This window comes from Shinella kummerowiae (assembly GCF_009827055.1).
GTDB lineage: Bacteria > Pseudomonadota > Alphaproteobacteria > Rhizobiales > Rhizobiaceae > Shinella > Shinella kummerowiae.
In genome coordinates this window covers 1-20,024 of the sequence record NZ_WUMK01000018.1, presented here as the reverse complement: position 1 = coordinate 20,024, position 20,024 = coordinate 1, and the positions used below count along the sequence as shown (strand labels likewise).

The 20,024-nt window shown below is 59.5% G+C and carries 19 protein-coding genes and 2 pseudogenes; 11 read left to right on the top strand and 10 right to left on the bottom strand.

From position 1 onward, the window contains the following. Positions 1-36 precede the first annotated feature (36 nt). The 5 genes from GR138_RS28985 to GR138_RS28965 all read right to left on the bottom strand — a co-directional run bounded on the left by GR138_RS28985 (position 37) and on the right by GR138_RS28965 (position 3,651). Positions 37-483: a carboxymuconolactone decarboxylase family protein gene (locus GR138_RS28985; RefSeq protein ID WP_160862742.1), complete on the bottom strand. Its 447-nt coding sequence runs from the start codon at positions 481-483 to the stop codon at positions 37-39. A gap of 94 nt (positions 484-577) precedes the next feature. Next, positions 578-1,018 (bottom strand): cupin domain-containing protein, encoded by a 441-nt coding sequence (locus tag GR138_RS28980; RefSeq protein WP_420853736.1) that lies wholly within the window; start codon positions 1,016-1,018, stop codon positions 578-580. Between the two features lie 10 nt (positions 1,019-1,028). After that, the gene (locus tag GR138_RS28975; RefSeq protein WP_160862741.1) at positions 1,029-1,781 is read right to left on the bottom strand and encodes an SDR family oxidoreductase; all 753 of its coding nucleotides are present in this window, start codon (positions 1,779-1,781) and stop codon (positions 1,029-1,031) included. 11 nt (positions 1,782-1,792) lie between these two features. Next, entirely contained in the window at positions 1,793-2,305 is a 513-nt protein-coding gene (locus GR138_RS28970; protein WP_160862740.1) for an RrF2 family transcriptional regulator, read from the bottom strand. 509 nt (positions 2,306-2,814) lie between these two features. Beyond that, a complete protein-coding gene (locus GR138_RS28965) occupies positions 2,815-3,651 on the bottom strand; it encodes an alpha/beta fold hydrolase (RefSeq protein WP_160862779.1) in 837 nt (278 codons plus the stop codon). 228 nt (positions 3,652-3,879) lie between these two features. Between GR138_RS28965 and GR138_RS28960 the strand changes: the two genes are divergently transcribed. Next, the gene (locus tag GR138_RS28960; RefSeq protein WP_160862778.1) at positions 3,880-4,878 is read left to right on the top strand and encodes a GlxA family transcriptional regulator; all 999 of its coding nucleotides are present in this window, start codon (positions 3,880-3,882) and stop codon (positions 4,876-4,878) included. A gap of 222 nt (positions 4,879-5,100) precedes the next feature. On the opposite strand, the gene GR138_RS28955 is transcribed toward GR138_RS28960, so the two are convergent. Then, positions 5,101-6,237 (bottom strand): LysR substrate-binding domain-containing protein, encoded by a 1,137-nt coding sequence (locus tag GR138_RS28955; RefSeq protein ID WP_160862739.1) that lies wholly within the window; start codon positions 6,235-6,237, stop codon positions 5,101-5,103. On the opposite strand from GR138_RS28955, the gene GR138_RS28950 reads away from it, so the two are divergent. The 7 genes and pseudogenes from GR138_RS28950 to GR138_RS28920 form a co-directional block, all read left to right on the top strand. Further along, positions 6,230-7,099: a transporter substrate-binding domain-containing protein gene (locus GR138_RS28950; RefSeq protein WP_160862738.1), complete on the top strand. Its 870-nt coding sequence runs from the start codon at positions 6,230-6,232 to the stop codon at positions 7,097-7,099. The genes GR138_RS28955 and GR138_RS28950 overlap by 8 nt on opposite strands. A gap of 81 nt (positions 7,100-7,180) precedes the next feature. After that, complete coding sequence (locus tag GR138_RS28945; RefSeq protein WP_160862737.1) at positions 7,181-7,894, top strand: amino acid ABC transporter permease; 714 nt, start codon at positions 7,181-7,183, stop codon at positions 7,892-7,894. Next, entirely contained in the window at positions 7,891-8,694 is an 804-nt protein-coding gene (locus tag GR138_RS28940) for an amino acid ABC transporter permease (RefSeq protein WP_160862736.1), read from the top strand. Before GR138_RS28945 ends, GR138_RS28940 begins: the two co-directional genes overlap by 4 nt. Then, positions 8,691-9,446 (top strand): amino acid ABC transporter ATP-binding protein, encoded by a 756-nt coding sequence (locus GR138_RS28935; RefSeq protein WP_160862735.1) that lies wholly within the window; start codon positions 8,691-8,693, stop codon positions 9,444-9,446. Before GR138_RS28940 ends, GR138_RS28935 begins: the two co-directional genes overlap by 4 nt. Positions 9,447-9,464: 18 nt before the next feature. Beyond that, positions 9,465-10,487 carry a C-terminal binding protein gene (locus tag GR138_RS28930; protein ID WP_160862734.1) on the top strand — a complete coding sequence of 341 codons (1,023 nt, stop codon included), beginning with the start codon at positions 9,465-9,467 and terminating at the stop codon, positions 10,485-10,487. A 36-nt stretch (positions 10,488-10,523) separates the two neighbouring features. Next, positions 10,524-11,177, top strand: a complete 654-nt coding sequence (locus GR138_RS28925) for an RraA family protein (protein ID WP_160862733.1) — start codon at positions 10,524-10,526, stop codon at positions 11,175-11,177. 590 nt (positions 11,178-11,767) lie between these two features. Beyond that, positions 11,768-12,082, top strand: a pseudogene (locus tag GR138_RS28920) (DDE-type integrase/transposase/recombinase); the annotation flags it as partial. Positions 12,083-12,643: 561 nt separating this feature from the next. Here GR138_RS28920 and GR138_RS28915 read toward each other — a convergent pair. The 3 genes from GR138_RS28915 to GR138_RS28905 are packed head-to-tail and all read right to left on the bottom strand — an operon-like array spanning position 12,644 to position 17,239. Next, positions 12,644-13,645 carry a rhamnose ABC transporter substrate-binding protein gene (locus GR138_RS28915; protein ID WP_160862732.1) on the bottom strand — a complete coding sequence of 334 codons (1,002 nt, stop codon included), beginning with the start codon at positions 13,643-13,645 and terminating at the stop codon, positions 12,644-12,646. Between the two features lie 39 nt (positions 13,646-13,684). Beyond that, positions 13,685-14,662, bottom strand: a complete 978-nt coding sequence (locus GR138_RS28910; protein WP_246200818.1) for an ABC transporter permease — start codon at positions 14,660-14,662, stop codon at positions 13,685-13,687. 42 nt (positions 14,663-14,704) lie between these two features. Further along, positions 14,705-17,239 (bottom strand): ATP-binding cassette domain-containing protein, encoded by a 2,535-nt coding sequence (locus tag GR138_RS28905; protein WP_160862730.1) that lies wholly within the window; start codon positions 17,237-17,239, stop codon positions 14,705-14,707. A 163-nt stretch (positions 17,240-17,402) separates the two neighbouring features. Here GR138_RS28905 and GR138_RS28900 point away from each other — a divergent pair, with 163 nt between their 5' ends. Further along, on the top strand, positions 17,403-18,713 hold the full coding sequence (locus tag GR138_RS28900; RefSeq protein ID WP_246200820.1) for an ROK family transcriptional regulator: 1,311 nt from the start codon (positions 17,403-17,405) through the stop codon (positions 18,711-18,713). Positions 18,714-18,822: 109 nt separating this feature from the next. On the opposite strand, the gene GR138_RS28895 is transcribed toward GR138_RS28900, so the two are convergent. Further along, positions 18,823-19,341, bottom strand: a complete 519-nt coding sequence (locus GR138_RS28895; protein ID WP_160862729.1) for a DUF6428 family protein — start codon at positions 19,339-19,341, stop codon at positions 18,823-18,825. A gap of 43 nt (positions 19,342-19,384) precedes the next feature. On the opposite strand from GR138_RS28895, the gene GR138_RS28890 reads away from it, so the two are divergent. Together GR138_RS28890 and GR138_RS28885 are read left to right on the top strand one after the other, a co-directional pair. Then, the gene (locus GR138_RS28890; RefSeq protein ID WP_160862728.1) at positions 19,385-19,753 is read left to right on the top strand and encodes an ArsR/SmtB family transcription factor; all 369 of its coding nucleotides are present in this window, start codon (positions 19,385-19,387) and stop codon (positions 19,751-19,753) included. Next, positions 19,719-20,024: pseudogene (locus tag GR138_RS28885) on the top strand (arsenite efflux MFS transporter ArsK); the annotation flags it as partial. The gene GR138_RS28890 and the pseudogene GR138_RS28885, both read left to right, overlap by 35 nt.

Sequence of the window (20,024 nt, the reverse complement as noted above, 5' to 3'; positions counted from 1 at the left end):
GCAGGGAGGTGTCTATGCGTTGCGCTGCTAGCGCGATCAGGCCTTGGCCGCCACCGGAAGCCGGAACGGGGCGCCGAGCCGGTTGAAGGCGTTCATCGCGGCGATGGTGATCGTCAGATCGACGAGATCCTTCGGTTCGAATACGCCGGCGGCGGCGGCATAGGCCTCGTCGGAGGCGTGGGTCTGGCTGACATTCGTGACTTCTTCAGCCCAGGCCAGCGCTACTCGTTCCTGCTCGCTGAACAGGTGAGGCACCTCGTCCCAGACCGGCAGCAGAGTGATCTTGTCTACGGACATCGTCTTGCGCAGATCGCGACTATGCATGTCGATGCAATGGGCGCAGCCGTTGATCTGCGACACGCGCAGGAAGACGAGATGAATCAGCTCTTCAGGTAGGTTCGTTTTCTTGGTGACGTAGTGATGGACGCCGAAGAGCGCTTTCGCACCCTCGGGGGCGACTTCGGACCAGTTCATGCGGGACATATTGTTTTCCTTTCTCGTGGACACGGTTCTCCGTTCGCCGGAGAAACCGTCGTTGCTTGTGCGGTAGGTGAGGGGGTGGATCTGGTAGGTAGCGCTACGGCTTGCGCGGCGTCGTCAGGGCGGTGTCATCGGTATCGACGACAAAGACGGCGAGCAGCTTCGCCGGCTCGGTCTTGCTGGCGTTGGCGCTGACGTCGTGGCGGTCGCCCGGCAGCTCTGTGAAGTTCTGGCCGGCAGTGAAGGTCTTCGTCTCGCCACCGTTCACGGCGCTTAGGATCGCACCTTCGAGAACCGTCGCATAGATCAAGGCGGATTTTGCATGCGTATGAGCGGAACTGTAGCCGCCGGGGCCGTACTCGACGAGAACGCCCTTCACGCTCTTGCCGGGAACGTCCGGGAGGGGATGGTCGTAAACCAGCCTCACCTTCGCGTCCTTCGTGTCATATGCAAGTCCAGGATTGGCGACGTCATGAGCGGAAGCTGTGGCCAGAGAGACCGCAAGTGCTGTAGCGGCATAGAGCATGGCTTTCATCATTCTTTCCCTCCTATGCTCTGAGCCACTCGGCGATCGTGATCGCGCCCTTGATGGAGTCTCCGCCGGGAACCAGTGAGCCGGTGACAACGGGAGCGCCGAAGTATTCGACGGCCGCGTCGGCCTCGACCGGACGAGTGTCGCCCTTGGCATTGAGATAGGCCCGGATGAAGGATCCGAACGGTCCCCGTTCGGGTCCGGCAAGATCGACGGGTCCATTCTTCGGCTCGCCGAGCGCGGCTTCCACCAAAGCGGCGGCGACGTCGTCGGCCGCGATCGGCTGGAAGTCTATATCCGGCACTTTGACCGCGCCGTCGGCCGAGTACGCGCCCACCAGCGTCTCCGTGAATTCGTGGAACTGTGTCGCACGCACGATGGTGTAGGCCTGGCCCGATGCTGCGACGGCCTCTTCCTGGGCGAGTTTGCCGGCCATGTATGGGTTAGCGGCCAGGCGGTCCGCGTTGACGATCGAGAGGACGACGTGATGACGCACGCCCGCGGCCTGTTCGGCGCTCGTCAGATTGCGGCTCGACGTGTCGAAGAAGTCGGTGATGACGGCCTTGTCGAAGGACATCATGTTCGACACGTCGATGACGGCGTCAGCGCCCGCGAGGGCTTCAGCCAGTCCTTCGCCCGTGTAGGCGTTGATGCCGTTGCGGGAGCTTGCGACGATGGCTTCGTGACCGGCGTCCTGCAGCAGTTTCACTGCCTTCGACCCGATCAGGCCCGTGCCGCCGATGACGACGACTTTCTTCATCTTGGTCATGGTGCTTTCTCCTATGACGAGGCGCGATTGCCCGTCTTGCGTTCGTGGAGTTCGAGGAAGGCGCATCCTCGTGCGGCGATTCCGCCGTCGTCGTCTGCACCGAGATCCGCCAGAAGGTCCGCAACGGACACATTGGCGAGTTCTGCGCGATAGGCCTTCTCAGCCTTCAGCATCGCGGCGTTGATCTGGCAGGGCTTGGTAAAGTAGCGCTGCGGCAGCGGGTTCGGCCCCCGCTGGCGGATTTCCGCGCAGCGGAAAGCTGGCGCCGGTCCTTCTACCGCAAGGACGATGTCGAGAAAGCTAATGTCCTTAGGCGCCTTGGCCAGCCGATAGCCACCCTTCGGCCCCGGCGTCGTCGCAACAATGCCCGCGCCGGACAGCGCCTGCAGGTGCTTCAGCAGATAGCTCGTCGATACGCCGTGCAGTTCGGCCAGAGCTGCCGCCGAAAGGACGCCGTCTTCAGACAATCCCGCCAGGAACGCCGTGCAGTGGATAGCCTGCTCTACGCCTTCGCTCAGTTTCATGTTGCATCTCCTAATCATGGATATAAAATATCTACGATTAGGCTGGTGTCAATCCCAATCGCGTCGTGTCCTCACAATTCGGAAAATGAGATCAGAAAACGGGTTGTGGGTGCGGGTGCCTCGCCATAGTCAGGATGCTCGCAGTGCCCGTCTGCTGGCGGAATACTCATACTGCGCAAGGAGGATGAGGCAGGCTCGATGCCTCTGTCGCAAATATTTCAGACGGCAGCGACGAAGCTTTCTAGGGTGCGATCAGACGGGTTTGGCATCGAAGTTCTCTTCGAGCATTACCACCACCTCGGATAGCGTTTGGACCAACCCCGAAGGCCCGTTCAACGATGTAAGCCCCTCCACGACTGCGCCGGTTATGCGTAGCAATCGGTACGGAGAACATTGCGAGGCGAGCGCGGCCTGCGGGGCGAGGATCGGAAAAAGGGGCGCAGACGCCCCTTTTATCTGTCGATCGGCCACAAACGGCCGTGGCATGGTTCATCCACGCCAGATTCGGATCAGCCCTTGATAAATGCCAGCAGATCCTCGTTCAGCACGTCGGCGTTGACGGTAAGCATGCCATGCGAGAAGCCCGGATAGGTCTTGATCTGGCCGTTCACCAGAAGCTTGATCGACTTCCTGGCTGCATCGGCAATCGGCACGATCTGGTCGTCTTCGCCATGGAGGACGAGTGTCGGGACAGTGATCGCCTTCAGGTCCTCGGTCTGATCCGTTTCGGAGAAGGCCTTGATGCCGTCATAATGAGCCTTCGCGCCGCCCATCATGCCCTGACGCCACCAGTTCTGGATCACGCCTTCCTGAACCTTGGCGCCGTCACGGTTGAAACCGTAGAATGGGCCGGCCGGAACATCGCGGAAAAACTGCGCACGGTTGGCGGCAAGCGCTGAACGGAAGCCGTCGAAGACGTCGATCGGCAGGCCTTCAGGATTGGCGGCGGTCTTGACCATCAGCGGTGGGACGGCGGAGACGAGGATAGCCTTGGCAACACGGCCGGCCTTCTGGCCGAACTTTGCGACATAGCGGGCAACTTCACCGCCGCCGGTGGAATGGCCGATATGGATGGCATTCTTCAGGTCGAGTGCCTGGACGACGGCGAATGCGTCGGCTGCATAGTGATCCATGTCGTGACCGTCGGCGACCTGGGCAGAGCGGCCATGGCCACGCCGGTCGTGAGCGACGACGCGATATCCCTTGGAGAGGAAGAACAGCATCTGTGCGTCCCAGTCGTCCGACGACAGCGGCCAGCCGTGGTGGAAGACGATCGCCTGTGCGTCCTTCGGACCCCAGTCCTTGTAAAAGATTTCAGCGCCGTCCTTGGTTGTTACAAAGCCCATGTCGATATCTCCTTGCGATGAACTGTTTGTGGAAGAGTTGTGTGAGAAGGCAAGCGCTGGAATGCTCACGCTGGCAAGTGCGATGCCTCCGATCAGTACGCTGCGTCTCGACACGAAGAACTGATCTGTATCGGATGCCATTGCATTTCTCCTGTCGCGCTGTGTTTGCGAAGTCGTATTTGATAAAGAGAAAGTATCGCCATCTTCTGACATAAGCACGTGGCGGAAATGACTTTATCCGAGGCAAAAGTGGCAAAACGCAAAGAAGCTGAGTTCATAGAGGTAGGGTTGCTGATCTACCCAGACTGCCAATTGGCTGCTGTCTACGGATTGACGGATCTGTTCCGCGTCGCCAGCGACTGGTCGACGGGTCTGCAGATGCCGACAAGCCTTCGCAATATCCGCGTCAGCTATTGGAAGATGGAGGACGGTGATGTGTCGTGCACATGGGATACGCACCCTGGAATCCCTCACGCTCTGAGCTACGTTATCGCGCCACCGAGCATCATCATGCCGGAGAAAATGCAGAGCATGAGCCTCGCGTCGCAATGGCTCGCACACCAGCACGCACGCGGTGTCACCGTCTGTTCGATCTGTGCCGGAGCATTTGTCCTTGCCGAGACGGGCCTCATCGACGGCCGGCGCGCCACCACCCATTGGGCTTTCGCCAAAAGGCTTGCCGAACAGTTTCCCAATATCGACGTCTCACCGGACAATATGATTATCGAAGATGGTGACGTGATCACCGCGGGCGGCATTCTCGCCTGGGCGGATCTCGGCCTGCTGCTTGTCGAGAAGCTGCTCGGACAGGCCGTGATGCTGGAAACGGCTCGCTTTCTGGTCGTCGATCCGCCGCGTCGCAGTCAGAGCCCATACAAGGCCTTTCTGCCGCAGTTCGATCACGGCGATAAAGAGGTCGTGCAGATCCAGCACCAGTTCCACGCGAGACCAGAGCTACAGAAATCGATTGGCGAGTTGGCGGAGAGCGTGCATCTTTCAGAGAGGACGCTCCAGCGACGATTCCACCGTGCGACGCGGCTGAAGCTAACCGAATATCTGCAAAACGTGCGCATCATGAAGGCGCGGCAATTGCTTGAGACGACAAATGCGTCGGTCGAGAGCATCGCATATACAGTCGGTTATTCAGATCCAGCCGCATTTCGGAAGATATTTGGCCGGCTGACGGGCGCCAAGCCGAACGTCTACCGGGGCGATGCGCGACTCTAATCATTGGCAAATTGATGCCTTTCCAGGTGATCGACAGGTCGCCAGTTTCTCAATGGCAGCTCGCGCCGTGCGCGGGCACTGGCGCGAATGGACCGGGACGGAGCGCGGCGCGTAGAAGCCGAAATCGTTGGGTGACGAATAAGAAACGGGAGTTAGTTGTCTTTTGAGGCCCAGTCTTAAGACAAGCGTGATCGAATGTAAGGGTCGAGGGTTCGGCTCTCATCAAGGCGCGTGATTTTGCCTTCTAAGAAGGTGAAGAAAGGTTTCGCTCAAGAGCGGCGGGCGATCCGGTACGGGGAGGTCTGGGAGCGCCTCGCAAAGTACCGCAAACTGCTTTAGGCGCTCGACTATGAAATCGAGAGCGGCGTCGATGAGGTTGAAAGGCCGGACAACTTTCGGCCTGAGAAGCCAGATGTCGAAATGGACGGCCGGCTCGAAGCGGCGGATGACGATTCCGGCACCTCGGTTGTTGTAGGCGCTGACGGGATCGATCACAGCAATGCCGGCGCCGGCCGCCACGAAGGTGAAGGCGGTTTCGGCCTGTCCTACCTCGATGCGCAGTCGGCGCGACAGGCCCTGCTGATCGAAAATGCGATCGACCATAAAGCGCGTCTGATCCTGCGGGCCGAGGGAGACGAAATCCTGATCGGCCATGTCCGTCGCCCGCACCGTCTCCTGTGCCGCGAGCGGGTGGCCCAGGGGCAGAATGCAGACTCCGCGCAGGCTGTGCAGCAGAGTGCATTCGACCTCCGGGCGGTCGCTCGGCAATACGCTGAGGCCGATGTCGATCTGCTGCGCTGCGGCAGCATCGATCATGCCGCGTGAGCGCATGCTTTCCACACGAATGCGCGTCTCGGGACGGTCCTTGCAGAAGCCCCACATGATCTCTGGCACGACGCGCCGCGCGATCGCGGGGAAGGCGGCGATGCTGAGCGATCCCCAGGTCCGGTCGCGCAGCGCGGTCGCAACTCGTGAAATCTGGCCGACGCCGGTGAACATGCGCTGCACTTCGATGAAGAGCGCCTCGGCCTCCCGCGTGGGGACGATCTTGTTGCCCGTGCGCTCGAACAGCGAAAAGCCGCAGCTTCGTTCGAACTGGGCGACAAGCTGGCTGACCGCCGGCTGGGAGATGAGCATGCGCTCACCGGCGCGCGTTAGGCTTCCCGTCGTCATCACGGCCTGGAAGGCTTCGATCTGGCGCGCATTCATTGCCGTACTTTCATAAGTTTCAGTTATGCTGGGGCTATGATAATCTATTTGAAAATGTAGGCAATCGCGGTGATGCTGGCCTCCGTAAAAGCGAACGGGCAGGGAAAGCCCGTCGAAAACATCATCAAATAAAGGGGTTCCAATGGTCACCGCAGTCACCCGGGTCAATGCGCCGAAGTCCCGGCGGAAATGGCAGCTCGCCTCCCTCGTCTCGCTCGCCTGCGCCATCGGTGCGACGGCGATACCGGCCAAGGCCGACCAGCTGGAGAAGGTTAAGGAGCGCGGCAAGCTCGTCGTCGGCATCAAGACGGATTACCCGCCGTTCGGCTACCTCGGCGCGGACGGCCAGGTGAAGGGCTTTGAGATCGATATTGCCAAGTTCGTCGCCAAGGAGCTTTTGGGCTCGGCCGACGCGATCGAGCTCGTGCCGGTCGTGGCCTCCAACCGTATCGAGCTTCTGAATGCCGGCCGTATCGACGCCATCTTCGCAACGCTCGGCACCAATCCCGATCGTGCCAAGATCATCGATTTCACGCATGAATATTACCAGATGGAAGGCATGGTGCTGCTGACGTCCAAGGACAGCGCCATAACGGCCTGGGAAGAGGTGAAGGGCAAGAAGCTCTGCGGTATCCAGGGCAACCTCTACAACCGCACCCTGACGGAGAAGTTCGGCGCTGAGACGGTGCTGTTTGCCGGCACGGCCGAAATGTTTAAGGCATTCCAGGACAACCGCTGCGAGGGTATCGCCTTCGACGGGCCGATCCTTAACATGAAGGTTGCGGAAGACGGCTGGAAGGACAAGTACAAGATCGCCGTCGGGGCCTTTGCCTTCAATCCCATCGCGGGCGGCGTGCGCAAGGGCGAAGTGGCCTTCCTCGAAGCCGTCAACAAGGCGATCACGGATGCGGAGGCCAAAGGTGTGCTCGTCGCATCGGAGAAGACCTTCAACATGGGCGCGTCGGAGTATGTCGCCAAGCGCGCCGAAGAGGCAAAAGCCAAGGCGAACTGACGCCCGCTATCGACAGGCCGGGTCAGGGGCTCCGTCTCCTGATCCGGTGACGATTCGGCCTTCAACCGTGACGATGCAAAGATGAATCTCGATTTCAGTTGGCTTGCCGACCCGTACTACCAGTACTGGCTGCTGCGAGGGCTCGGCACCACGATCCTCATGAGCGTGCTCGGTCTCGTGCTGATGATGGTGATCGGCATTGCTGGCGCCCTCATCATCCATCTGCGGGTGCCGGTGCTGGCGACATGGACCACGCTCTTCGTGGAAATGTTCCGCAACACGCCGCCGCTCGTACAGCTGTTCTTTCTCTACTTCATGCTGTCGGAGATGGGGCTGACGCTGACCGATCCGGCCACCGGGCAGAGGATCCCGATCTTTTCGGGCTTCACCTGCGCCGTGCTGTCGCTCGGTCTCTACAATGGTGCGCTGGCAATCGAGATCATCCGTTCCGGACTGCTAGCAGTGCCTTCGCAGACGGTCGAGGGCGCGCGTTCGCTTGGCTATTCCCGTGTCCAGACGTTTCGCTACATCGAGCTGCCGATCGGCCTGCGTCTTTCGATGCCGGCGATGACCAACAATGTCGTCAGCCTCATAAAGACGTCGAACCAGGCGGCGCTCGTGGCCGTGGCCGACATCATGTATACGGCCACGCAGATCATGCTGGAGAATTTCCGCAATCTCGAAGTCATGATCTTCGTCTGGGTGGTCTATGTCGCCCTGTCCAGCCTTGCCGTCGTCGCCATGCGCTATATCGATCGGCTGATCCGCATCCCTGGATACGGAGCCGTGGCATGAGCATGCAGATGCGCACCTTCATTCTCGGCATGATCGGCGTGCCCGCCCTGCTGGCACTGGTCTTCCTCACCGTCTACGGCGAGCAAGCGGGCGCGATCATCGCACGCATCCTGCCGCGCGTTCCGATGCTCCTCACCGGCTCTGCCGATTTCAGCAGTCTCGAAGGCGGCTTCGTCGCCAACATCTTGATCAGCCTGTGGTCCATGGCGATTGCCATCGTGACGGGTGCGATGCTCGGGACCGGGCTCATTGCCCGCAGCGCCTTCGTGCGGCTGCCGTCCTCGCTGGTCATGAATCTGCTGCGCAATTCGCCATGGCTCGTTGTGCTCTTCGCGATGCTCTACCTGCTGCCGTTCGAAATCGAGATTTTCGGGTTTACCGTTTCGCTCTCTCCGGCGGTCAAGGCGGTCATCGGTCTGGCGCTTCCCGTCACCGCCAACATCGCGGAAATCTTCCGCGGCGGCGTGCAGGCTATTCCGAGCGGCCAGTGGGAATCGGCAAGCTCGCTCGGTTATCGCCGGCTCCAGATCCTGCGCCACGTCGTCATTCCGCAGGCGCTGCCGCTCATGGTGCCCAACCTCATGACGATGTATTCAATGCTTTTCATCGGCACCAGCCTCGTCGTCGTCACGGGCGCCAATGATGTGCTGTCGGTGGCCCGCACCATCATCGCCGTCGATGGCGATGCGGTAGCGACCGCAATCTACATCTTCGTCCTCCTTCTCTTCTTCCTGTTCTGCTTTCCGATCGCGATTTTGACGCGCCGTCTGGAGCATCGCGTAGGAACCAGCCATCCATGACCACGACCAGCACCACCAAGCCCCTGATCGAGATGCGCGACGTGCGCAAGTCGTTTGGAACCTATGACGTCCTCAATGGCATCGCGCTCGACGTGCGGGAGGGAGGTGTCGTCTGCATCATCGGCCCGTCCGGTTCGGGTAAATCCACGATCCTGCGCTGCATCAATGGGCTCATCCCCGTCAACAGCGGCACGATCCGCGTCGGCGATTTTGCCGTCGAGGCCATGAAGACGGACCGCGAGTTGATCGCCCTGCGCCATCAGGTGGCGATGGTCTTCCAGCAGTACAATCTCTTTCCGCACCGCACCGTCATGCAGAACCTGACGATGGCGCCGATCCAGGTCCTGAAGGAAAACCCGGCCGACGTGCGCGAACGTGCGTTGAAGCTTCTCGCCAAGGTGCGCCTGACCGGCAAGGAAGACGCCTATCCGAGCCAGCTGTCCGGCGGACAGCAGCAGCGTGTCGCCATCGCTCGTGCGCTCGCCATGCAGCCGCGCGTCATTCTCTTCGACGAGGTGACGGCGGCGCTCGATCCGGAAATGGTGAGCGAAGTGCTGAACGTAATCCGCGACCTTGCCGGCGAGGGCATGACCTGCGTGCTCGTCACGCACGAGATGCGCTTCGCGCAGGAGGTCGCCGACGAGGTCTTCTTCACAGATCGCGGCGTCATCGTGGAGCGTGGCCCGCCGAAACAGCTTTTCCAGTCCCCCAACGATCCCCGACTGAAGGACTTCCTCGATAAGGTCCTGTGAACACAAGGAAGCAGTGAAATGACCCGATTCAAAGTACTGGTGCCCGACGCGCATATCAGCGATCTCGACCTCGAACGCAGCGTCACCGGCGACCAGCTCGATTTCGTCCATTTCGACGAGATCGATCCGGCCACAATCCCCGACGAGATGTGGCGAAGCTGCGATGCCATCCTCATCTGGCACCGCATGAAACTGACGGCGGATGTCGTCGCCAAGCTCGATCGCTGCCGTCTCGTCGTGCGCGTCGGCGTCGGCTTCGACAATGTCGACAGTAAGGCCTGCCGCGAGCGCGGCATCCCGGTTTCCAACGTTCCGAACTACGGCACGACGGAGGTCGCAGACCATGCGCTTGCCATGCTGCTGCATCTCGTGCGCGGCCTCGGCACTTACGAGAACCGGCTGAAGGCCGATCTCGTTGCCGGCTTCCTTGCGGAGAATGTTCCGGTCGTGCGTCGCATCCGTGGCACCACCTTCGGCGCGATCGGCATGGGACGCATCGGAACTGCCGTCGCACGCCGGGCTGCCGCGTTCGACATGAAGGTGATTTACTACGATCCCTTCGCTTCCGAAGGTCATGAACTGGGGCTGGGTATCGAGCGGGTGCAGTCGCAGGAGGAGCTTCTGCAACGCTCGGAGATCGTCAGCGTGCACGTCCCCCTGTCGGCAGAAACGCGCAACCTGATCGGTGCGGTCGAGCTTGCGTCGATGCAGCCGGGGGGCATCCTCCTCAACATCGCCCGCGGCGGTCTCGTGGATGTCGACGCGGTCTACGCGGCGCTGAAGAGCGGCCATCTCGCGGCCGCCGGTCTCGACGTGCTGCCCAAGGAGCCGCCGTTCCCGCCGCCGAAGCTCGTCGAAGCCTGGCAGAGCAATGCCGACTGGCTGGCCGGCCGCCTCATTGTGACGCCTCACGCCGCCTTCTATTCGGAGGCCGGCTACATCGACATGCGGACCTTCGCCGCGGAAATCCTGCGCGACTATCTCGTGACGGGACGGCTACGCAACAACGTCAATCCGGGCTGGGACAGGTCTGCAGCCTGACCCCTTCACCACCCATTGCAATCTGGAACCAGAACCATGGCCCTGAAAAAGAATGATGTCACTTTCCGCCAGCTGAGCGCCGACGAACTCGATGCCTGGCGCAAGATACCACCCGCCGTCGCATCCGACTGCATGAACCGTACCCAGGTCATGAAGGCGGCGATCAAGTCCATCTCGCAAGGCGCAACCTTGTGCGGTCAGGCGCGCACGGTTTCCACCATGGCCGGCGACTGTGTGGCGATCTGCGTGCTCATCGCCACCGCTCAGCCCGGTGAAGTCATCGTCGTCGATGCCGGTGGCGTCGAGGACACGGCCGTCTGGGGCGGCGTGATGGCGGAGGAAGCCTTCCTGCGCAATCTCGGCGGTGCGGTTGTCGATGGCGCGATCCGTGATGTCGCTGACATGCGCAAGCGCGGCTTTGCCATGTATTGCCGGGCAATCGTGCCACGCGGGCCGCATACCGGCTTCGGTGGTGACGTCGACGGTCTGGTCTCGGTCGGGGGTGTCGCCGTTTCGCCGGGGGACATCGTTTTGGGCGACGATGACGGTGTCGTCGTCGTGCCGCTGAACATTGCCGATGAAATCCTGGTGGCGGCGCAGGCGCACCTTCTTAAGGAGGAAGAATGGCTTCGCCAGCTGCATCAGGGCATTTCCGTTGCTGCGACCCACTCGGCCCCGATGGTGAAGTAACGAAAATATGAGTGTCTTCGTCAGCGGCGACGCCCATACCTGCTTGGCATCAGCCGTGTGAGCGGCTGCTGTTTCCTATCAAAGTCAACAAGGGCGCCATTGCCGCGCATTTTTGGGCCGCTCCCTCTCTAGGCCGTGTGTCATAAGTAAAGGCCACGGCGAGCGCGGTGTGCGCAAGCGGTCGGCGTTCGGTTTGCAGGGGTCAACGCACCATAATCCGCCTACGCCTCCAGTACAAAGTCGCTAAACGGGACGGCTTGTCACGTCAGCGTGGTATCCGGGTCGTCCGCTTCCGGCCGTGGAGGTGAACGCCCTGTCGGAAACGACCCGCACGGCGCAGCTCTCGCATCAGACGACCCGACAGCCGCTTAGGGAGCTCTATTCCAAATCTTTCGGTGAACGGGAGCGGCGGCCGTCGGCGGACCACGTCTTCGGTTCAACGCCCGCGCGGGGAAACTTAACCCGGTGTTATCCTACGATCATTTGCGATTTGCATCGTCGGCGAGCGGAATATCTCGCTGAAAAATCGAAGCATGGCACGCCCCCGCCGTGAACCCGTAAGCGAGGGCGCGCACATCGCTGACGGCCGGACATGTATCACCTACATCCGAACCTGCGAGGGCTTCGCTTACCTTGCGGTCGTCATCGACCTCTATTCTCGCCGGGTCTTCGGCCGGGCGATGCAGAGCCGCCAGACCACGGACGTCGTATCGAAGGCTCTGCTCATGGCGGTGGGGAATCGAAAGCCGAAGGACAAAGTGCTGGTTCATTCGGATCAGGGTACGCAGTTCACCAGCATGGACTGGGCCTCGTTCCTCAAGCACCGCAATCTGGTTCACTCGATGAGCCGACGCGGCAACTGCCATGACAATGCGGTGGCGGAGGGCTTCTTCAATCTTCTTGAGGCCAAGATCCGTTGCGATAGCGTCGTTCACAATGACGAACCTGCTTTCGGTGTCTTTGATAAACAGATAATCAGGAGCATTATCGATCAGTTGTCTTATGAGAAACGATTCTTCGTACTTCATGAACAAAGGATGAGGTTGTCTGGTTGTGCGAAACCCTGCTCTCTCCGGCGCGTCGTGATGTATGATGTTCCCGTGCTCTGGAGTATTCCTTGTATCAATCGCTTTTCGCCTAACCATGAAATGATTTCGGCTCCCGCCCGATAGCATAAGGGATGAACTGCAAATTACGCTAGTTCTACTCTGCAGGCGAAAAATTGTGATCGGGTAAATGGGTAATCTGAAATTGATGACGCTGTCTTTGTTGCGATTATTTGCAATCCGGGATGCGGCGAAGACGTATCGACCGACCACCTGTTTGGCTGTTTCGACCATGTCAAACTGGCTGGGCGGCCTTGCGGCCGCCCAGGAGGCGAATTGTTCGGGAGGTGCCACATTCGCCTCTTTAGCAAATTGAAGCAGAACGACGTATGAAATGCTGACGCGTAAGCGTTCTCGCGCTCAGAACTTGAACTCGGCCAGGTTCTCAGGCGTTACGATCTTCGCTGGTCCGAGAACAAGTTCGCCGTCGGCGCCGATCGTATATTCGCCAAGGCGTCCGGCGGCAAAGGTTTCGCCTTCCTTGCCGGTGATCTTGCACTGTGCGAGGGCCTGGGCCGTGTGGTAAGTCAGATACCCGAGGTCAGCAACATTCCACCAGATATCCTGCGCTGAGCCGTCCTTGATGTATTTCGAGATTAGGGTTGCAGGTGCCAGCCCTGTCAACTTCACCTTGCCAATGAGGCCAGCTTCATCGAGCGCCCGTGCTGCGGCCGGAAGGCCGATACCGGCGGGAACGATGATTGCCTTGAGGTTCGGGAAGGCCTGAACCAATGCAAGCGCCTGCTGTTGGTTGATCTGCTCGCTTTCTTCGCCATAGGCGACCTGTACAAGTTTCAGCTTGGCGAATTTCGGGTCATTTGCAATCTTCGACTTCATCAGGTCGATCCAGGCATTCTGGTTCGTCGCGGTCGGTGTAGAAGAGAGAATCGCAAACTCCCCTTCGCCGTCTATGAGATTGTAGGCGCTTTCGAGCATCATTTCCGCAAGACTGTCACCCTTGGCCTGGTTCACAAAGATCGATCGGGCGCTCGTCTGGACGTCGGAATCGTAAGAGATGACACGAGCGCCATTGGCTGCAGCGCGTTTGAGGGCAGGGGCGACGGCGTTGGCGTCGTTAGCGGAGATCGCAATCACCCCGACCTGTTGGGAGACGAGGCTGTTTATGAACTCAACCTGCGCTTCCGCCGTGCCCTGTGAGGGGGCAACCTGGATCAGGTTGCCCCCGATTTCCTTCTGCGCCTCCTCTGCGCCGGTCTTCGCGACCTGGAAGTAGGGGTCCGTATCCAGTTTCGGCAAAAAGCCGACCGTAACGGGTTCGCTGGAGCATTCCTGCGCCAGAGCCGTCACGCCCTGGGGTATGAGCAAAGCGGTTGCGAGCAGTGCAAGCTTGATTGCATTCATGTCAGTCCTCCTTGGTTTGTGAGCTTTGTCGGGGCGCTATCAATGTGATGATATTTCAGCGCCAACCTTGTTTTCCCGTCGCGCCGGCGGCGCGATGACCGACATGACGGCGGTCGAGAAATTACCGAGCAGCAGTGAACCGATCAGAAGAATGCCGATCACCATGCCCTGGATGTCGCCGCCGATCTGGTTGAGCGCAAGAATGTTGCGGATCGCGGCAATTAGGATCAGTGCCAGCAGAACGCCGGTGAGCTTTCCCTTTCCGCCGAAGACACTGACCCCGCCGAGAAGCACGATCGTGATGACGTCGAGCTCCATTCCCAGTCCGTTGTTTGCTCGTGCATTCGACAGACGGGCTGTGTAGACGATCGCCGCGATGGCGCAGATGGCACCTGTTACGATAAACAAAGCTGTGATCAAGCGCCGTGAAGGGATACCCGAATAGATGGCGACATCGGGATTTCCGCCGACTGCATAGATGCGACGCCCTGTGGCCATGCGCTGCAGAACGATTGCCATGATGGGCGCGAGCACGAGAAACGGTGTCAGCACCCAGGGAATGGGCGTGCCGGGAACATTGTTGATGCCGAAGTCGACAAGGGCATCCGGAAGGACGTTGATAGATCCTGTGCCAAGCAGGATGTAGCCAACGCCGCGAAACATCGCCATGGTGCCGAGCGTCACCACCAGGGATGGAAGGCCGATATAGGCGACCAGATATCCATTAAGCAGCCCGAGCGCCGCGCCGCAGGCGACGGTAAGCAGCAGGGCGAGCACCAGCGGGAGCTCGGCCTGGATCATGAGGCCGAAGAGAACACTGGTCAGGCCAAGGATTGATGCGACAGAAATATCGATTTCGCGAGTTATGATCAACAGTGTCATCGGCAACATGATCAGCGCCTTCTCGGCCGCGCTTGCCATCATTTGCGAGATATTGAATTCCGAGAGAAAGTTCGGCACGAAGAGTGCGCCAAAGACGACGACCAGAATGCAGACGGTGGCGAGAAGCGCGTCCAACGGGTCGATGAATGCGAACAGTTTTCCCATTTTCTCGCCTCCTCAATGCGCCCCGGCGCGTCGCGACCGCTTGACGATCGCAGCGTCGATGCTGATGGCAACCAGAATGACCAGACCGTAGATGCCCTGTAACCAAAGAGGATCGACACGCACCAGCGTGAGGCCGTTGCGAATGACGAGCAGGGTTATGGCGCCAAGGGCGATCCCGAACAGGGAACCGGCTCCTCCTCGTATTGCGACCCCACCGACCACTGCCGACGCGATCACCGTGAGTTCGAAACCAGTTGCGACACGCGCATCCACCGTCGCGTAGCGGGATGCCCAAAGGACTCCGCAGATGCCGGCAAGCAGACCGCATAAGCCAAAAGCAAGGAAGATCCTTCTCTTGACTGGGATACCGATCAGTGCGGCTCCATCCGGGTTTGATCCCGTGGCGAACAGCTCACGGCCAATCGTCGTGCGGTTCAGAAGAAATGAGGCCACGAGCATGATAACAAGGACGATGATGACAACGAGCGGAACGCCGAATAGCTTGTAGCCGGTCATTGCGAGCCACGCGGCGGGCACTTCATCGGCACTGATCTGGTCGCCTGCTGCCCACAGGCTGTTGAAACCTCGGTAAAGCGATAACGTGGCGAGTGTCGCGACGATTGCGGGAATCCGTCCGAAGGTGATGATAGCGCCGTTGAACAATCCCGCTATGATGCCAACGGCGCTTCCTGTGAGGACGCCACCAACAACGCCGATTTCCGGGTAGGCTGCTATCGTGCTTGCGGATGCATAGGCTGCGAGGCCGATCGTGGAGGCGATCGACAAATCGATGCTCCGCGTCAGCAGAATCAGCATTTGTCCAAGCGCAGCCAGCATGAGCAGGCTGACATCCATCGATACTGCGGTCAGGTTCGCTGTGCTGAAGATGCGGGGATTGATCATTGCCACCGGGATAACGATCGCGGCAATGGCGGCGACGAGGCCCATTTCACGGCGCTTGAAAATATCGAGCCAGTGGTTAGCGTGTTTCCGGGCAGTGACCTGGTTTTGGGTTACGGTGCCCGTTTCGTCCGCGGTCGCTGCCAACAGTACGGATTCCTGCGTGGCTTCTCCACCCACAAACTCCGCTGTCTGCTGGCCTTCGCGTAGCACGATGATTCGGTTGCACATGCCGAGCAGTTCCGGCATTTCCGAGGATATGAGAATAATAGCAATGCCGTCTGAAGCGAGGCTAGCGATCATCGCCTGTACTTCCGCCTTGCTGTTGACGTCGATGCCCTGGGTCGGCTCATCGAGGATGAGAAGCTTCGGCTTCGTCGCGAGCCATTTGGACAGCACGACCTTCTGCTGGTTGCCTCCGGACAACTCCTTTACAGGCTGATCGAAGCTCCGAAAGCGCAGGGAAAGCCGTTTCAATTCATCGCCAACCAGCTCGATGGCCGATCTGCGGCTGTAGAAGCCACGCGGGGAAGCCTGATCGAGCACCGCAAGGCTGGCATTGTCGAGAATAGAGAAGTCCATAACAAGGCTCTGGCCGAGCCTGTCTTCTGAAACGTAGGCGATGCCTGCTGCGATTGCCTCTTTCGGTGCCGCAAAGGTCACGCTCTGCCCGGAAAATTCTATCGTGCCCTCACTCGCGTGGTCGATGCCAAAAAGGACGCGAGCGATCTCGGTTCTTCCGCTGCCGACCAGACCTCCGAACCCCACAATTTCGCCGGCGCGAACCTGGAAGCTGATGTCGCGAAAAGCGCCGGCGCGGGTCAGTCCATGCACATCCAGCACCACGTCGCCGAATTTGGAAGGCCGGTCGGGGTAGATTGCCTTCATTTCTCGCCCGACCATCATCTTGATAGCGCGCTCACGGCTCACGTCCGAGATGTGTTCGACGCCGACCATTTTTCCGTCTCGCAGAACAGCAATGCGATCGGAAACGCGATAGATCTCGTCCATGCGGTGGCCGACGAACATCATGGCAACGCCACGGGTCCGCAGGTCGTCGACCACTTCGAAGAGTTGTTCTACTTCGCGCTGTGAAAGGGCTGCTGTTGGTTCGTCCATGATCAGGACACGCGCTTTGAGTGAAAGCGCACGAGCGATTTCGACGAGTTGCTGCTCGGAAGTGCTGAGCTCGCCGAGCCTGGTCTCCGCTGTGACACGCAGCCCCACCATCGCGAGGACCTTCCGGGCTTCCGACACCATAGTCGACAGATCGATGATCCCGCCGCGGCCCCTGGGCATATGTCCAATAAAGATGTTCTCTGCGACCGAGAGGTCGGGAAACAGGCCCGGATGCTGGTGCATGACCGCGATACCGAGCTTTTGCGCATCTGCGGGTGAATTAAACACCTGCGCTTTGCCATCGACTTCGATTGTGCCGATGGTCGGGGAATAGACACCGGCCAGCAATTTAACGCAGGTGCTTTTTCCCGCGCCGTTTTCCCCAAGCAGGGCGAGGACCTCGCCGGCGCGCAAGCTGAAACTCACGCCCTCCACAGCAACTGTACCGCCAAATATTTTCGAAATGCCATCAAGTCTCACAACCGCATCGGTTGATGCCTGAGACAGGTTTATAGGCGCATTTTGCATGAACCCTCCCTTTAAAAATGGCTGCCCAGCTCAACGCGTGTACGTCGATCTCCTCTTGCTAGGCAATATTTTTTTAAGTTGATATAATAAAGATTGTCAAGCCACAGCTGCCAACATTCTCTGTGCTGCGTTCTGACCGAGGAACAAGCAAGCCTTGACCCGTATGGCGCTTTACGCCGATAGTCGTGCCGCGTGCCGAGTGCGCAACGGGCGTGAGCATGCAGGGAGTGCCAACTTGTCGGGAAAAGGAAGCAATTCCGTCAAGCTCAGACACTATAATGAGCGGTTCGTTCTCGATGCCATTCGCCGTCTGCGCGAGGCCTCGAAATCTGAGCTGGCGCGCGCCGCGAGTTTGACGCCGGCCGCCGTTGCCGCAATCGTCGATAGGCTGGAGGCCGCCGGATTTGTAAAGCAGGTTGGCAAAAGATTTGGGCAGCGTGGCACGCCCTCGATCCTGTACAGGCTTAATCCCAAGCGTCTCAACAGTATCGGCATCAAGATTGGCCGCCGGGCGCTGCAGGCGGTCATGATTGATCTGGAAGGCGAGGTTCAGGGTTGGGAGGAGCATGAATACGACTTTCCCGATCCAACTGTTGTCTTGAAGGTTGGAAATGCTGCGCTCGCAACGTTGATGCATCAGGCAGATCGGTCCATGGAAACGGAAATCGCTGGGCTGGGTATCGGGGCGCCGTATTTTCTTGGCGGCTGGAGCGAGGAGCTTGGCTTTCCTGGAGATTTGGATACTCGGTGGACTCGCGTGGATCTAGCAGCTTTTTTTGAAGTCGATAAAAAGCTCCCTGTATTCGTCGAAAATGATGCCTCGGCTGCGGCCTTGGCCGAACTCAATCTCGGCGTCGGTTCCGGCTTCAAGGATTTCATGCATATTTCGATCGATACTTTCGTTGGCGGGGGTCTCGTTCAGAACGGTCAACTTCACACTGGAGCGCACGGCAATAGTGCAGCTTTGGGCCCCTTGCCGGTTTCAGCTTCAAACCTAAATTCCGTGGCCGGACAGCACACTCGCTTTCGCAGCCTCTTGCACCGAGCATCCATCTATGTCCTGGTCAACCATCTGCGCGCTCACGGCGTTGAGATTAACCGGGTGCGCGAGCTGGAGCCCTTGGCAAGCTTGGCCCGTGAACCGCTCGTCGAGTGGATGGACGATTGCGCCGGCGCGCTGGCTGAGGCGATCATCGCCATCACTTCGATAATCGACCTCGAAGCGATCATTCTCGACAGTATTTTGCCTAGAACCATACATCTCGATCTGCTGAGCAGGGTTCAGCGCGAATTCACACGCGCTGGTGCCGTAGGCATCGTTCCGCCCGAGATCATAAGCGGGCAGTTCGGTGCGACGGCCTCTCCCGTTGGAGCGGCCACATTGCCGATTTCAGCACTTATCGCCCCTGACAGCGATACGTTAATGCTGGGCAAGCACAAGCGTGGTCTCGGCAACAGTTTATCGGTGCTTTAGTAGCCAACGCTAATTGGATGAGCGTACTCTGCTATTGATCAGAGATATCGAGGTTTTTTCCGAACTGGTGGATTTTCGGTTCGTATCACTTCAAGAGCTTTTCTGCTCTTCAGGCGCAACACTTGGAACTGGTTGTTGCCGGACCGCAGAAGGAATTTGTTGCTGCGGAGTTCTCCGTCAGCCACCGATCACGGGGTTTGCAGCTTGCCGGTCGTGCGGCCAGCGTCACCTCGATTTTGTCCTCGACCATGCGCGTCGACGATGCGCAGTAGAGGGCCATCGGTCGATTTCCGTCACTAACTTCAAAGGTCAGCTTGGCCGCTGGATCGAGCCGAACGTGATCGGAAACCTTGCGGATGATCGCGGAGAACTTGCCCGCTGGCATATGGCTCCGGCCGTCCTCATCGATATCCCAGAGCTGGATGAACATCTCCGACCAAGCTTCCGGGTTGGCGCCACAGTCGAGTGCCGAGAACGCGCCCGCCTTGACCTCGGTGACATGGTAGCCTGCCTTCACTGGCTGCCCTTCGTACAGAAACACCAGCGGCGCTTCCGGCGCGGTCGCCAGCCCATCGAGAAGCTGGCCAAGCGTGACATCGGAGGAAACGGCCTTGTCGATTGCGGTCATGTGCGCTACTCCTATTGTTCAATGATTCAAGGATTATTGAAATATGGACGAGCGTCAAGCCCTTACGTCATTCGCGGCCCTGTCGCAGGAAACGCGCCTCGCCATCGTCCGCACACTGGTTGTCGCCGGACCGGAAGGACTTGCCGCCGGCCTGATCGCCGAGCGCATGGGCGTCTCGCCGTCGAATGTGTCTTTCCATCTGAAGGAACTGGAGCGATCGGGCCTGATCACGCAGCGACGGGAATCCCGTTCGATCGTCTATAGCGCCAGCTACGATACCTTGGCCGATCTCGTGAAATTCCTGATGGACGACTGCTGCGCAGGGCATCCGATCATTCGTGAAGGCGTTGAGCGCCCCACTGGCTGCTGCAAGACGGATGCTGCCCGGAGCGAGGGCGACATCGTTGCGTAATCCAGGCGTTCCCGTTGGCGTTGTCGCCGCGCTCGGCCTGACCCAGATCATCGGCTACGGCACACTATATTACAGCTTCAGTATTCTGGCGCCCGGCATGGCGACGGATCTCGGCATCAGCGTCGCGCAGGTGTTTGCCATCTTCTCCGCGTCACTGTTCGTCGGCGGTCTCTCGGCACCCTATATCGGCCGGCAGATGGATGGCGTCGGCGCAGCGACCGTCATGGCGATTGGCTCGGTGCTGTCCGCCTTGACCCTGATCCTCTGCGCT

What these genes read in the sequence shown, in the direction of transcription:
- GR138_RS28985 (WP_160862742.1), bottom strand. Translation starts at nt 483, where the DNA reads ATGTCCCGCATGAACTGGTCCGAAGTCGCCCCCGAGGGTGCGAAAGCG.
- GR138_RS28980 (WP_420853736.1), bottom strand. Translation starts at nt 1,018, where the DNA reads ATGATGAAAGCCATGCTCTATGCCGCTACAGCACTTGCGGTCTCTCTG.
- GR138_RS28975 (WP_160862741.1), bottom strand. Translation starts at nt 1,781, where the DNA reads ATGACCAAGATGAAGAAAGTCGTCGTCATCGGCGGCACGGGCCTGATC.
- GR138_RS28970 (WP_160862740.1), bottom strand. Translation starts at nt 2,305, where the DNA reads ATGAAACTGAGCGAAGGCGTAGAGCAGGCTATCCACTGCACGGCGTTC.
- GR138_RS28965 (WP_160862779.1), bottom strand. Translation starts at nt 3,651, where the DNA reads ATGGGCTTTGTAACAACCAAGGACGGCGCTGAAATCTTTTACAAGGAC.
- GR138_RS28960 (WP_160862778.1), top strand. Translation starts at nt 3,880, where the DNA reads ATGACTTTATCCGAGGCAAAAGTGGCAAAACGCAAAGAAGCTGAGTTC.
- GR138_RS28950 (WP_160862738.1), top strand. Translation starts at nt 6,230, where the DNA reads ATGGTCACCGCAGTCACCCGGGTCAATGCGCCGAAGTCCCGGCGGAAA.
- GR138_RS28945 (WP_160862737.1), top strand. Translation starts at nt 7,181, where the DNA reads ATGAATCTCGATTTCAGTTGGCTTGCCGACCCGTACTACCAGTACTGG.
- GR138_RS28940 (WP_160862736.1), top strand. Translation starts at nt 7,891, where the DNA reads ATGAGCATGCAGATGCGCACCTTCATTCTCGGCATGATCGGCGTGCCC.
- GR138_RS28935 (WP_160862735.1), top strand. Translation starts at nt 8,691, where the DNA reads ATGACCACGACCAGCACCACCAAGCCCCTGATCGAGATGCGCGACGTG.
- GR138_RS28930 (WP_160862734.1), top strand. Translation starts at nt 9,465, where the DNA reads ATGACCCGATTCAAAGTACTGGTGCCCGACGCGCATATCAGCGATCTC.
- GR138_RS28925 (WP_160862733.1), top strand. Translation starts at nt 10,524, where the DNA reads ATGGCCCTGAAAAAGAATGATGTCACTTTCCGCCAGCTGAGCGCCGAC.
- GR138_RS28915 (WP_160862732.1), bottom strand. Translation starts at nt 13,645, where the DNA reads ATGAATGCAATCAAGCTTGCACTGCTCGCAACCGCTTTGCTCATACCC.
- GR138_RS28905 (WP_160862730.1), bottom strand. Translation starts at nt 17,239, where the DNA reads ATGCAAAATGCGCCTATAAACCTGTCTCAGGCATCAACCGATGCGGTT.
- GR138_RS28900 (WP_246200820.1), top strand. Translation starts at nt 17,403, where the DNA reads ATGGCGCTTTACGCCGATAGTCGTGCCGCGTGCCGAGTGCGCAACGGG.
- GR138_RS28895 (WP_160862729.1), bottom strand. Translation starts at nt 19,341, where the DNA reads ATGACCGCAATCGACAAGGCCGTTTCCTCCGATGTCACGCTTGGCCAG.
- GR138_RS28890 (WP_160862728.1), top strand. Translation starts at nt 19,385, where the DNA reads ATGGACGAGCGTCAAGCCCTTACGTCATTCGCGGCCCTGTCGCAGGAA.